The sequence below is a fragment of the Singulisphaera rosea genome (genome assembly GCF_054877945.1).
The window spans coordinates 799,354-813,516 of record NZ_JBTYIP020000002.1; the positions used below are offsets into that span (position 1 = coordinate 799,354).

General features: G+C 65.0%; 8 protein-coding genes. 1 reads left to right on the forward strand and 7 read right to left on the reverse strand.

The window, feature by feature from the left end; all coding sequences use genetic code 11:
- Positions 1–618 precede the first annotated feature (618 nt).
- From ACYOEI_RS06230 to ACYOEI_RS06260, 7 genes are all read right to left on the reverse strand, one after another.
- Positions 619–855 (reverse strand): hypothetical protein, encoded by a 237-nt coding sequence (locus ACYOEI_RS06230; RefSeq protein ID WP_462848481.1) that lies wholly within the window; start codon positions 853–855, stop codon positions 619–621.
- Between the two features lie 779 nt (positions 856–1,634).
- Complete coding sequence (gene mobA / locus ACYOEI_RS06235) at positions 1,635–2,249, reverse strand: molybdenum cofactor guanylyltransferase (RefSeq protein ID WP_462848482.1); 615 nt, start codon at positions 2,247–2,249, stop codon at positions 1,635–1,637.
- A 96-nt stretch (positions 2,250–2,345) separates the two neighbouring features.
- On the reverse strand, positions 2,346–3,614 hold the full coding sequence (locus ACYOEI_RS06240) for a molybdopterin molybdotransferase MoeA (protein ID WP_462848483.1): 1,269 nt from the start codon (positions 3,612–3,614) through the stop codon (positions 2,346–2,348).
- Between the two features lie 105 nt (positions 3,615–3,719).
- Positions 3,720–6,164, reverse strand: coding sequence for a putative Ig domain-containing protein (locus tag ACYOEI_RS06245; protein ID WP_462848484.1), 2,445 nt, complete (start codon positions 6,162–6,164; stop codon positions 3,720–3,722).
- A gap of 521 nt (positions 6,165–6,685) precedes the next feature.
- A complete protein-coding gene (locus ACYOEI_RS06250) occupies positions 6,686–8,785 on the reverse strand; it encodes a COG1470 family protein (protein ID WP_462848485.1) in 2,100 nt (699 codons plus the stop codon).
- A gap of 56 nt (positions 8,786–8,841) precedes the next feature.
- A complete protein-coding gene (locus ACYOEI_RS06255) occupies positions 8,842–10,467 on the reverse strand; it encodes a c-type cytochrome domain-containing protein (RefSeq protein WP_462848486.1) in 1,626 nt (541 codons plus the stop codon).
- A gap of 46 nt (positions 10,468–10,513) precedes the next feature.
- Positions 10,514–12,952, reverse strand: a complete 2,439-nt coding sequence (locus tag ACYOEI_RS06260; RefSeq protein ID WP_462848488.1) for a DUF1553 domain-containing protein — start codon at positions 12,950–12,952, stop codon at positions 10,514–10,516.
- 424 nt (positions 12,953–13,376) lie between these two features.
- On the opposite strand from ACYOEI_RS06260, the gene ACYOEI_RS06265 reads away from it, so the two are divergent.
- Positions 13,377–14,147, forward strand: coding sequence for a class I SAM-dependent methyltransferase (locus tag ACYOEI_RS06265; protein WP_462848489.1), 771 nt, complete (start codon positions 13,377–13,379; stop codon positions 14,145–14,147).
- Positions 14,148–14,163 lie beyond the last annotated feature (16 nt).

A 14,163-nucleotide genomic window follows, 5' to 3' on the forward strand; every position in this document is an offset into this window, starting at 1 on the left:
TCGAGACTAAGGATAAGCCCCAGGCTTGTGAAAAGCCTATATTCCCCGACCATCGCGGCGGGCTCGCCCCTGGTGGCGACGGGAAGTCGTCCGCTCGGCCTTGGTTCGGGTCCCGATCGTCATTCGAGATCCGTCAGGGCCTATAAACTGGTCGAACTCCGCCCCAGTTCCCCGTCAGACGGAGCTTACCAGATTCCCGAAGCTTTGTTCCCGTCAAGTTTGACCCGCATTGAGTCATGATCGTTCCCTCGATGCGACCGGCAATTGGGCAAGGATCCGTCATCGGCACGAATCATGCCTCGATCCTCCATACCGGATCGGGGGTTGTCGAGACCGTCGTTGACGAGGAATGTGGGGAAGGGAACGTCTGGGCGAGGAATGGGCGACGAAGGGTCGAGCGCGACCCTCATTCCGGCTGGAGGGAGTTGGAGGGATGGAGACGCGAGAGTCTGAATTGAATAGGACGTGATCAATAATCTTACGATATTCAAACCCGGCCCGTCGGGGGGGGACGACGTAGCCAATCCTCGCGACGCGGTGAAGAATCGCGGGATTAGACGACAACGGGTTGGAATGGCTACCTCGAACGATTCCAAGCCGATCGGAGAAAGGAAATCCTCAGGCTGACTCCTCGAGCTTTCGGATCTCCCTCATCTTGTAGATCTTGACCCCGAGCCAGCCGGCGCCGAGGCTGAGCAGCATCATGGGGATGCGGAGGTCGTAGTCGGGGATGAGGGAGTGGTCGATGAAGCCCAACAGGACGGCGGTCGGCCAAAACACAATCATGAACACATAGAACAACATCATAGGGTCGAATTCGGGCTCGTCCACAATCCGTTCGTAGTGAGCTCTCATTTCGGCTCTCCAGGTACGTCGATAGGAGATCAGGGATGGGGCCTCGCCACGCGATTTCGACTCCCGGCCTTGCGCATGCAGGGGCGAACCCCGAACATCTCGGGGAGGATTCCCGCGAGTCGAGATCAAGAATCGTCGGTCGCGAAGCACGTCTTCGCTTCTCCCGGATCGGTGATTGGAGCATCAACTCGATCCCGGCTGTTCACGGTTTTCTACGTGATGAGCCGCCATGCGTGACGCACCTTGGCGAGAAAAATTCTTGATGTAGTCCCCTTCAGAGATACTCGCGAGTTCAATTCTATCAGGCTTGACCGCATGAACCCGTCCATCCACCCCTTGATGCACGAGAGCGGGGATCTGGCGTGGAGTCGAGGGGCGATTTCGGGGCTGCACAGGGGCAAACCCGGGCGGATTGCCAAGACTCGAGGTCAATTGGTCTCACGACGATTCCGTGATTTGCGTAAAACAGCCGAAATCCATCAGTCCTACATTGATTATTCACAATATATTCATTTTTTGACCACAGAATTCTCGGAAGAATCGACTCCGCCTCGGGATTTATGCCGGTTGGCAGCCCGATTCGCGACCCGGTGCTACGGATGCCTTTGGGATTTGCGGTCATGTTGCCCGGAGCTCGCACCACCAGGAGACATTGTGCCTCTCCTACGGAGCAGGGACGTGCGGATTGCAAGATCTGGCGCCTGGATTCGGAACAAGAAACAAGCAAATCCTAATGTATTTCGACATTAAGTCGCCATAAGACATCAATTTTAATATTTTCATTGTTCATGCGGCATTCCAAGTTCGGCGAGTGCGGATTGGTACTCTTCGGGAGAGTTCAGATTACGGAGTGTATGCAGGGAGGGATCGACGATGCGTAGTTCGTCGGCGGAGATGAGCCGAGTCCGGACACGGTCCAGGAGATCGAGGATGCGGCGGCGGCCTTCGAGGAGGAGCGTGTCGACGGCGGGTTGGACGGCGGATCGGCGGTAGAGGGCGGCGAACGGGTGGTGGTAGCCATCGACGAAAGGGATGGCGAGGTCATCCTCGGCGATCAGGCGTTCGAGGAGCTTAAACCAGCCCGGCTGGAGGAACGGGAGGTCGGTGGCCGAAGCGTAGATGAAGTCGACCGAGGTGGGGAATGCCGCGAATCCGGCCGCGAGGCCTTGCAGGGGACCGCGACCGGCGACGGCGTCGCGAACGATCGACACGGACGTCGGCAACGAAGGCAAGTCCTGGCCGTGTGCGGCGACGACGATGACCGGCTCGGCAACCTCGCCCGCGAGTCGGACGACGCGTTGGAGCATCCGTTCCGGCCCGAAAGGGAGCCAGGCCTTGGGCTCGCCCATTCTCCGGCTCTCGCCGCCACATAAGATGACCGCGCCCAACGCCATGGGCGTAAGCCTCCCCCGATCGCCGGACCCGAACCATGTCACGGATTCTCCGATCAGGTTCGGGGCCGCCCGCGAAAGCCACGTTCGCCAACAGATCTACAACGCATCATACAACCAGACGGTCACCCGAGTCGCGGCGGCATAGCCTTCGATCTCCGCGGGCACGACGACGAAGCCGTCGGCCCGAGTGGCGCTCGAGAGGATCGACGCGCCGCTGACCGCGAGCGGGACGACGTGCCCGTCTTCGAGGAGCACCCGTGCATAATCGACGCGTCCGGCGACGGATTGGAGGCCTCGTGCGAGCGGGAACAACTCGGGGCGGTAGGGCCAGCGCCGGGGACGGCCCCCTTGGAGGCGGATGATCGGCCCCGCGAAGAAGTCGTAGGCACAGAGGCAACTCACCGGATTGCCCGGCAAGAGGACCACGGGCACCCGATCGATGAAGCCGAGGCCTGCGGGCCCTGCCGGACGGAGGGAGACTCCGTGGACGACGAGCTCGCCCAGTTCGGCGACGAGGCCCGGTGCGTGGTCCTCAGGGCCGGCAGAGCTCCCCCCCGAAATCAGCAGTGTATCGGCCGTCCTCGAGGCCCGGATGATCTCGGCGCGGAGGACCTCGCGGTCGTCGGGGAGAGGGCCGACGACCCGTACATGCCCTCCGTCTCGAATGGCAAGCGCGTCGAGCATGACGGAGTTCATGTCGGCGATCTGGAAACCGTGCGCCGGGCTACCGGCAGCGACGAGTTCGTCGCCCGTGATCAGGATGACGACCTCCGGGCGCCGGACCACGGAAACCTCGCCCGCGCCGAGGGCGCTGAGGACGCCGAGATCTTGGGGCCGGAGCGTTCGCCCTTCGGAGAAGACGAGGATCCCTGCGGCGATGTCTTCCCCAACTCGACCGACGTTCTTCCCCTGCGGGCAAGGCTCGAGCACCCAGACCGTCCCGCCTTCGAGGTGGGTCGATTCAACCTTGACGACGGCGTCCGCACCCTCCGGCAGGGGCGAGCCAGTTGTGATCTCGATCGCCTCGCCCGGCCCCACCTCGGCCTCGCAACGACGCCCGGGCCGGGCGACCCCGACGAGTCGAAGCGCGACGGGAATAGCGACGTCCGCGAGGGACGTGTCGTCCCCTCGGATCGCATACCCGTCCATCGCCGAGCGGTTGAATGGGGGAACCGGGGCCGACGCCCGGACCTCTTCCGCAAGAACCCGACCTCCAAGGGCTTGCAGCGCGACCCGCTCGGTCGGCAACCGCGCGACCTTGCGATCGATCAGCGCCAGCACGTCGTCCACGCTTGCTCGATCCCGGAAGCCTCGCATCCGAGGGTCATGAAACGACGAGGCGACCCGCTCTCTTCGCGTCGACATGGGCCACTCCTCCCAGGTCTAGCTTAGCAGGTCGCCTCCTTGGTGAGACCGGGAATGCGGCCCGAAGGCGACCCCGGGTGTCGTCGGGGTCGCCCTGGGATCGACTCAGGGCCGGGAATGCCTGGACTTGAAGAACGTCTCGGGCCCGTTGGGGACGAACAGGCCGAGGGCATTCACGTGCCGTCCCGACTGACGGAACCTCGGGAAGAAATTCTTGACATGGGATGAACGACCGAAGAAGAATCCACCCGTCGAGAGGGTCGTCGAGTAGTTCCCGCCCGGTTGCCCGTCATGGTTGCCGTCGAGGAGCTTTCCGTTCGCGCCGGTGACGTTGCCGGGAGAGTTGCCCATCACGGTCAGTTGGAAGGGCGTGAAGAGTGAGATCAGCAGGTTGAGCCGCCCCACGGTCGTCAACGTCACGGTCCTGTCGGACGCGTTGTAAGTTGCCACCACGGGAACGATCTTGTCGTCGCCCGTCCCCCAACGCCGGTCTCGGCCGGGCATGCGGAGGATGTAATTATCCACGTTGGTGGCAGTCGCCGGGTCGAGATCCGCCGAGAACTTCAAGGTGATCGTGAATCCCCGGAACGTCAACTGGGTGTGCACGGACTGGATGACCGGGGCCATGTCGACGGGGATTGTGACGGCAGCGACCTTGACGAAGAACGTCCTCGAACCGGTCTTCACCGGAGTTCCATTGTCGGTGGCGTTCACCGTGATCGCGTAGGTCCCGGCCGCAACGCTGGTCGAGGGAGTCCAGGTGAGGATTCCCGTACTCGAATTCAAGCTCACGCCTGCGGGCGCATCGGCGCCCAGGTCATAGCGGAGCGTTTGGGTTGGGGTATCAGAATCGGTGGTGAAGCTCGCGATCGCGAGGCTCAATGTCTGATTCTGAGTGACGGACTGGTTCGGGATCGCGGCGATCACCGGCGCGTGGTTCACCGCGGCGGCCGCCAGGACGTTGATCGTGAAGGATTGCGTTCCGCTGAGCGCCGGAGAGCCACTGTCGGTCGCGACCACGGAAATCGTATAAGACCCCAGGGCCGTCGAGGCGTCGGGCGTCCAGGAGAACAGGCCGGTCTTCGCGTCGATCGTGGCGCCGGCGGGGGCGCCGGAGCCGAGCGCGTATTGCAGGGTCTGGCCGGCATCCTGGTCCGTCGCGACGACCCTGAGGTTGAGGGTCTGGTCGCGGGCGACCGTCTGGGCCACGATCGACTGGACGACAGGGGCGTGGTTGACCGCCTTGATCTGGTAGATGACGCCCATGCCGGGCCCATTCGAGCCGAATACGCTTCCCGTCGAGGAGATGTCGGCGATGAAGAGCGAGTCGGCCGACGACAGGGCCTCGTCGAGGTGCCCGATGTTCGCCTCGTTGTTCGAGATGAAGTCGAAGTACTTGCCGGTCGCCGGGTTGGCGAACACGAAGGGGTTCTCGTCGTTGACGAGACCCCCTTCGACGAACAGGCCGTGGAACCCGACGAAAACGCCGTGGTTCAGGCCGGTCGGGAAGTTCGCGGGAGAAAGCGCGATGCCCGACGACCCTTCACTCTCCGAACCCTCCGCGGTCAGGACCGAGTCGGGGAGGGGTTCATAGGCGATGATCGGTTGGACCACGTTCGGGCCCGGGTTCACGACCGTGACGGGGTCGCCCGGCTTGTCGATGGTCTTGGTGTAGCTGTAGGGGAAGCCGAAGTTCTCGATCGCCCCCCCGATCTGGGCGGCGGGGATCTTGTCGAGCTCGTCGGTGCTCCAGGCCTCGTTGCCACCTTCGTTCCCGTCGATCCCGTTGTCGGCAAGCCAGAGGTCGCCCGTGTTCGGGTCGATGACCAGGCTCGCGGCATTGCGGAGCCCGGAGGCGATCTGGGTCAGGTTCGACAGGACCGGGGTGCCGCTGTTGTCGTGGACCGTCACCTTGTAGATCGAGTCGCCGTTCAGGGTCGCAGTGAGCAAGCCGCTGGTGGAGACGGTGCCGGTGGTCGGCTGATAGGTGGGGTTACCGCTCGAGTCGAGGGTCACGCGACCGTCGCTGCCGATGACGACACCGTTGTACTGGGACCCGATGTTGAAGAACAGATCGAAGTCGCCGGACTGGCCGGGAGTCGGCCGAATGGCCGTGGCGTAGGTGGTGTGCTCCCAATTCGCTGGGAAGTTGAAGTTGAGGCTGCCGACGAGGGTCAACTGGTCGGCCGGGGTCGCCCCGGTGTGGAGGACGGTGATCCGCTCCGTACCCGCCACGCTGGTCGTCACGAAGATGAAGGATCCGCCCTGGTGGACCGCGGTCACCTCGCCGGGCAGGCCGTTATACACACTCGTGCCCGCCCCGTCGGCGACCCCATCGCCGTCGGCGTCGGTGAACCGCAGGAGCTGGCCGATGGTGTTGAAGTAGGACGTGTCGCCGGCGACGGGATTGCTCACCCCGACGAGCATCGAGCCGTCCGACATCGTCATCATCCCGTGCGGGTAGTTCAGCCCGCTGGCGAACGTCGTGACCCGGAAGTCCGCCGGATGGACGATCGGGTCGCCGCCGACGGGGAACGGCCCGGTGGCCATGAGCGCCCGGTCCTCGAGAGTCTCGAGGTGCCAACGCTCGATGCGACGAAGGGACTTCCGTGGGGACGCTGCCCTCACTCTCGATCGTGCTGTCGAAGCCATGGGAGGTGCAATCCTTGGTGTTTCTCGGGTCGCGTTTTCGGATCCTTCGCGCACTCCGGGAACGGCGACGAGGGCACCGCGACGCGGCCGCCCCTGCCGAATTCCTCGTTGGCCGGATTCGTTTCGAAAATCAACCAGCCTCGGTCGAATCGTAAGCAGACTCACGTGGTCTTATGAAACTAAGACTCACCATGGATGCTAAAGGTCATCTTCGACGCCCACCTCGGCCGTTCCCCGAAGGGGTGTGGCGAAGGTCGGATGATCGATGATCGAGGATGGAACCACCGCAAATGTCGAGAAGGTGACGATCCAGGTTAACGGCGGGTTGACCGGAAAAACAATGGACGAGTCGTCGATTGATCGGGAAATCACGACCTGTCGATCGACGAAATATTTCGGAGAAGTCGGCTCGATGGCGACTACTTCGCGGCGCCGGCGACCGTCGGCTTGGGCGGGATCGTCAGATAAATCGGAGCGCTTGAATATGAGGTTTTGACGACAAAATTGATCGAGACATGGCCCATGACCGCGATCGGGACCTTGACGCACGGCGGGGCGTCGGGCTTGACTTCGAGGACGATTTTCCCCGAGGTCTCGGCCGGGCCGAGGAGGGTCTTGCTGGCGGATTCTTTCACGGTCACACCGGGGGGGAGCGGGTCGGCGTAGATCTGGCCGAGGTGCTGGAACGCGAGCGCGAGGTTCACGCCCTTGTCGAATCCGGCCTGTCGGGTCACGGCAACGTCGATGGTCGCGGTCCCGCCGGGTTGAAGTGTCAGCTCTGTAGGAGTCGCCTCGACGCGGATATCCGAAGGAGTGGTCACGGCCACCGCGGCGGTCTCGACGGTCATGACCCCCCGGCCGCCTCCCGGGATGTAGATCTCTTGCGTGGGTTCGAGCTTGCGGACGAGCGGGCCGGACGGTGTTTCGGCGACGCCCGAGAGCGCCATCAGCGACGCCGCCGGCTTGGCCTCGGCCGAGGCCGAGACCACGCTCACCCCCTGGGTCATGTTCGGGGGGATCGTGAGCGGCGAGGCCGAGACGCCCGACGGTAGGCTGTCCCAGCGGAGTGTCACGGGGCCCCCGAACCCGGCCCGTCGGACGACCCGGACGAACATCGGCACGCGGCCGCCGGGCCCGAGGTTGATCTTGTCGGGGTCGCAGGTCAGGGTGAAGTCCGGCGTCGCCTCCTCGACCTGGAGGACATAGCCGAATTCCTCGCCGCCCCGACTATGAAGGTCGGAAACCTGGAGCGTGAAGGGCCCGTCGGCGGGCGCGATCCATTCCAGGGTCGGGTCCTTGCTGACTGGACCGTCGTCGGCTTCGGCGAGTGTCGCCCCTTTCGCATCGAGGACACGGAGGACGGGATCGGTGGCCAGGCCCGCCCGACGCGCGACGACGTCGAAGCGGTAACTCTTCCCCTTCTTCGCCTCGATACGATACCCGTCGATGTCGTTCGGCTCGCCGAGGCGGCCCGAGAGGGCCGAGGGGAAGCTGATCGTCTGCGACGGGAGCGAGCCCGGGGCATCGCCGGATTCCGTGACCAGCGGGAGGGGCGTGACGACCAGGGGGAACGCCGGCGTGGCCCCTTTCGCCGTCGAGAGTGCGAACGGATGGGGGCCCGGAGTCATCCCCGCCGGGACGTCGACCGTGATCGGCTGGGCCGGATCGAAATTGACTCCACGCCCGCTCAACGCCGCCTTCACCCCCGGGTTGACGGCCATCGGGAAGACGGAAGTGGCGGCCGGCCCCCCCGTCACCTGGAGGACGTAGGTCCAGTTCCGGTTGCCGGCGTAGCCCGTGTCTCGGATCTGGAGGGAATAGTCTCCGGCTTCTTTGAACGGGAAGGAAAACCGGGGGTCGGCGAAGTCGTGATTGTCGTCGACGGCGATCTCGCGGCCGCTGGCGTCGTGGATCGCGAGGATCGGATCGAAGTGGGCCTGGAGGTCGTGGATCTTGTCCTCGAGGCGGTTGGCCCGGACGCTGAAGGTGATCCACTGCCCGGCCTCGGCGTGGAACCGATACCAGTCCACGTCTTCCAGCTTGCCGACAGCCCCCGAGATCACCGCGGGTAGCGTGATCCGCTGAGCACCCCTAGCCTGGTCGTTCGCCGAGTCGTCGGCCTCGGGGACAACCGGGTCGTCGACCACGACCACAAGCCCGACCGAGGAAATCCCTCGGGGCGTGACGAGCCTGACCTCGCAGGGCCCGAGGGGCGCATCGGGAGCGACCGTGAGTCGGACGTGGACGTCGGGCCCGCCTCGGCGCTTACCCTTCCCTTGCGGGACCTCGGCGCTGCCCGCCTCGAGGATCTCCCCTCGGACGAGTGGAGTTTCGCAGAGGAGTTGCGTGGCCCCGGTGACGTTGCCGTCACCACCGATCTCGACCTCGATCGAATGGCCGCGCTGGGCGGCCGTCGGCTCGATCCGGTTCAACATCGGATACGAGGTCTGTGCTCGGGACGTCGCCGAGGCGAGCAAGACGGCCACGATCACGGCCAGGATCGAAATCGTCCGTCGCATCGTAGGATACCTCGGTGAGGGTCTCTCGGAGACCGGGGAAGAGGGTTCGTCCTGGACTACGGCTTGGCGGACAGCTCGGGAGACGCCCTTCGCAACGACCCGGCCACGTCCTCCGGTTTCGCGAAGAGAGGAACAAGCACGTCCCGGGAGGCATCCGTCCCCCCGGCTCGCCAACGGAAGAGAGGGATGAGCCCCGGAGACGAAGCGTATGAGCCGCTCGGCGCCATTGCGAGCCACTCGACACGACCCGAGTCGGACGGTGGCTGGAGGAGGGTCGCGAGCAACGTCCCCGACTCGACCTCCCAGACGCGAACCAGGCCGTCCCAGCCCCCGGCCGCCGCGACTCGGGCGTCGAAGGAGATCGTGGCGGTGTATTGCCACTCGGTGGGCCCCGCGAGACTGCGCAAGAACGCCCCCGACTTGCCGTCCCAGATCCGGACCGACCCGTCCCCTCCGGCCGAGATCAGGCGGCCTCCGTTTCCACTGAAGGCGAGTTGATGGACGGGGCCACCATGCCCTCCGGCTTGGAGGTCCGGGGCCTCGGCGTCGATGGCCCACCAGCGGAGCTGAGGCTCATGCCCCGAGGTCACGAATTTCGCACCACCCGGCTGGATCGCCAGAGCTAAGACGTCGTCGTTGTAGCCGCTATAGGTCCGTGTTTCCTTCTGGGTCTCGACGTCGATTCGCTTGATCGTGCGGTCCTTGCTCACGCTCAGGAGCGAACGGCCGTCGGGGGTGTAGGCGAGGTCGTAGACGAAGTCCGAGTGGCCCTGGAATCGGCCCGAGGCTCGATCCCGTCCCAGATCCCAGAGCCGGACGGATTGGTCGAACGACGCGGAGGCGAGCTGGGCGCCGTCGGGTCGGAAGGCGAGGCCGAAGACGACGTCGTCGTGCCCCTCGAAATCGTGGATCAGCGTGCCACCGGGGACATCGTAAACGCGGACCGAACCCGAGCGAGCCGGGAGGCCCGAACCGACCGCAAGCCTCCGCCCGTCTCGGGTGAAGACGAGGGCATGCACGGGACCCGGGAGGTCGTTCAAGATGAGCGCGGGGCGTGCGTCGAAGAGATCCCAGAGCACGACCGCCCCGTACGTACCGACGGCGAGGAGCCGCCCGTCGCCGCGGAAGGCCAACGAGGAGACCGCCGGCAAAGGGCCGACCTTGAGCGAAAGCTCGATGGCCCCCTTCACCCCGAGCTTCTCGAGGTCTGCGGGGACCTTCGCCTCGGTAGGCAGGCGGACATCGAGCGATCGCACGAATCGGCGTGCCGGACGGGTCGAGGCCTTCGGAAGCTCGGCAACGGGCTCGCCTCGAGGAACTCCTGCCTCGATCCAGCGCCTAACGAGGTCCTGCTGGGCCGGGGCCAGGGGTTTCTCGGACATCGGCATACGCTTGTCCTCGTCGCCCTCGACGAGGCGGCGAAACAGCTCACTCTCCGAAGCCTTCCCAGGGACGACGACCTTATGGTTGTTGGCGACACCGGTGACGGCTTCGTAGGTGTCGAGCGCGAGACCGCCGGAGACGTCGACGTTGCCGACTTTCTTCGCGTTATGGCAGGCCGTGCACCGCTTCGCGAAGAACGGCTTGAGTTCCCGCTCATAGGTCGGCGGCTCCTCGGCCGCCGCCATCGTCATTACGCTGAAGAGGGCGAGCAGCCCGCCGGCCCAAGTCCGTCGCGTCATGCCAGGTCCCCGGTCTCGAGCCGACATCGGCCCCATTCCGTTCATTTCAATGATTGAACAGAAATTCCTTGGAGTTCAGCAGGCCCCAGAAGAGGTCCTGGGCCCCGAGGGCTCGGCTCGGGGCATCGGCAATCAACGACTTCGCGGCGGCGATCTCGGCGTCGGTGGCGGGCCGATTGAAGGTCACGATGTAGAGGGTCCGCACGAGCGTCTCGTCCGTCAACTTCGGGTCGCGGAGGAGCGTATTGAGCCGACCGTCGGGCTGGGCGACTTTGCGATTGACGATGTCGCCGTTCATCAGGTTCAAGGCCTGGCTGAGATTCGGGTCGGTCGAGCGTTCGCACTCGCAAGCCACCGCTCGCAAGGGGCGACCGAAGGTGTCGAGGAAGTACGAGGGGTAGGTCGTGTCCGGGAGGGAGATCGCCCGCGTCCCGGCGGGTCGCTTGGCGAACTTCTCGAACGTGGCGGTCGCCGCGTTGATCGCGTCGAGCAACTGCTCGGCCGTAAGACGCTTGAGCCGATAGTGCGAGAAGAACGTCGTATCGAGCCGGTTGTCGGGCGTTGGTGACGAGCTGAGCTGATAGACTCGGCTGTTGAGGACCGTCCGGAGGAGGTGCTTCAGGTCGAACTTCCCGGCGACGAACTCCTGGACGAGGGCGTCGAGCAGCTCGGGATTCGTCGGCGGGTTCGTCTCGCGGAGGTCGTCGATCGGGTTGACGAGCCCTCGCCCCATCAGGTAGCCCCAATACCGGTTGACGACGTTTCGCGCGAACCAGGGGTTCTTGGGGCCCGTCAGCCATCGAGCGAGGGCCCGACGGCGGTCGACCGGGTCGTCGGCCGGGGCGTCGCCGAGGGGCGTAGGGGTCATCGTCTTGCCCGTCCTCGGCTGGTTAACCTCCCCCGAGTTGGCTACGAAAATCACGCTCTCGCCGCCGAAGATGCCGAACTCCTGGCTCGACTTGGTGCGGACCCGGGCGAAGTACGCGGCGAGGCCGTAGTAATCGTCTTGACCGTAGGCCTCGAACGGGTGGTGGTGGCACTTGGCACACTGGAGTCGGACGCCCATGAAAACCTGGGCGGTGGTCTCGGCGAGGTCGTCGGGGCCGCTCGCGACTCGGAAATAGTTGGCCGGGCCGTTCGTGAAGATCGACCCTTGCGCGGTCACGAGCTCGTCGACCATACGACTAACCGGCTTGTTCGTGCGGAAGGCCTCGCGGAGCCAGAGGTTGAACGCGAGCATCCCCTGCGCCCCGAGCTTCTCGGAGTTGATCCGCAGGATGTCTCCCCATTTCAGCGCCCAGAAATCGACGTACTCGGGGCGTTCCAGCAAGCGATCGACGAGCTTGGAGCGCTTCTCGGGGTCGCGATCCGCGAGGAAGTCATCGATCTCGCTCGAAGTCGGCGTGGTCCCGATCGTGTCGAGCATCGCGCGACGGAGGAACTCGGCGTCCGTACAAAGACCCGCGGGGACGAGGCCGAGCTCGCGCCACTTGGCGGCGGCCTTGTCGTCGAGGGCGGTCCGGGCCGGGAACTCGAAGGGCTTCGGGTCCGAGTACGGGACGGTGAGCCTCGCCATGGAGGCGTGCCCCTGGTAGCGGACCATGATGTTGGTCTCGCCCTGCCCGAGCGTATTCGCAAGCCCCGTCGGGTCGACCTTCGCAACCCCTTCATTCAAGGTGTCGAACTTCGCCTGGCCGGTCACGTCGCGCTCGGTCCCGTCGCTCAAGGTCGCCAAGACGACCAGCTGCTGCGACTGCCCCGGTTCCATCCGCCGATGTTCCGGGAGCACTTTCACCGCGGTGATCGAGGCTTCATCCTTGATCGGGCCCGGCGCCCCCTGCTCCAGCCAATCCCGGACGAGCCCGTAATCGGGCGAGTCGACGTCCATCCGCTTGCCGCCGACATGCGCGACGCCCAGGGTCGGCTTGAGGAGCAAAAGGCTCTCCTCGGGGGCAAACGGGGTCACTCGCCTCCCCTCCGCGCTCTTGACGATCGCGGTGTGGTCGGGCTCGGCCTCGAACCCGAGGAGCGAGAGTTTGAACCCTCCTTTACCGTGCTGGGAGCCGTGACAGGCCCCCTGGTTGCAACCGAGCTTCGTGAGCACGGGCTCGACCCCGTGCCGAAAGCTGATCGCCCGCGGGGCTGACGCCCCTTTCACCTCGACGGCGACCTTCGCCTCGGCCGAGTCCACCAGGATGACCACCTCGGCCGTCCCGTCGCCGATGGCCCGTAGGATCCCGCCAGGATCGGTGCTCACGACAGCGGCCGCGTTGGAGGAGAACCGGGCCTTGACGGTCGAATCCAGCCGTGTGCCATCGCCACCTACGCCGATGACTACGAGCCGCTGGGTCGACCCCGGCCCGAAGAGCCGGACCTTCGGCGGGTATATCTCGAGGGTCTTCGGGGCCCCCTCTGCTGCCGAGGTGAGGCTCGAGGAGATCACCAGCAATACCGGTACGAGCCCGAGGAGGTTGGCAATGCGCATGGGAATCGACTCGTCTCGACAAGGGTCGCGGGCGGCGGGAAATCCTCGAAGACCGAGCTCGTCCGAGCGGCCCGGCCCGGGGTTGCGACAATTCCCGCGCACAATGGAGGGAGCTTGCGGATGGCGAGTGGCCGAACCCGTCGAGACAACACCCGAGCCAGTCTCGAGCCGGGTTGTCCTCGACGTCGACCTTTTGTTTAACATTGCGGCCTATGCGATCAAAAAGCAAGTCATGTGTAAAAAAATCGGGGATTTTCGGGGCTCGGGGGCGTGGATCGGCCGAAAAGCCATTCCATCGACGACCATCAAGTCGGTTTCCGATTCTGCCTGGTCGTCGTCCCTGATTTTTGTTAAGAGACCTTGCATCGTCCGGCAAGGATGCGTGGTCCGGTCGATCGCCGATCGGGACGGGAGGAGTAGCGCCATGCAGGTGAGCGACCGCCTCACCAGTGAGAAGGATTTCCACGACCGCCAAGCCCGACAACGGGCGGCCCGGTTCGCCCACCACCAGAGCGACCTCACGTTCGAGGACGCGACGTACCTGGACCACGAGAGCTGGATCCGCCCCGCCATCAGTCAGCTCGGCCACCTACGCGGTGCGCAAATCCTCGACTACGGCTGCGGGCACGGCATGGCCGCCGTGGTCCTCGCACGACAGGGAGCCAAGGTCACCGGCTTCGACCTCTCGGGAGGCTACCTCCGCGAGGCCCGCAGGCGTGCCCAGGCCAACGGCGTCGGCATCCACTTCGTCCAGGCGGACGGCGAGCACCTGCCCTTCGCGGACGAAAGCTTCGACGGCATCTGGGGCAACGCGATCCTGCACCACCTCGACCTGGAAGTCGCAGGTCGAGAACTACGCCGGGTCTTGCGACCTGGAGGCGTCGCCGTCTTCTGCGAGCCCTGGGGCGACAACCCGGTGCTGAATTGGGCCCGGTCGAGCCTCCCCTATCCGGGGAAGGAGCGCACTCCCGACGAGCAGCCGCTGCGGACGTGGCAGACCCAGCAGTTGCGTCAGGCCTTCCCCGACCTCGAGGTCCGCGGATATCAGTTGCTCTCGATGGTGCGACGCGTCTTCAAGTCGCGCGGCGGCGTGGTCGCGGGGCTCGAACGCTGCGACTCGCTCCTGCTCTCAACGGTCCCGGCCCTGGGACGCTTCTGCCGCTATGCGGTCATCACGATGAAGCGAGAAGACTGAGCAAGCTCCGGCCAAA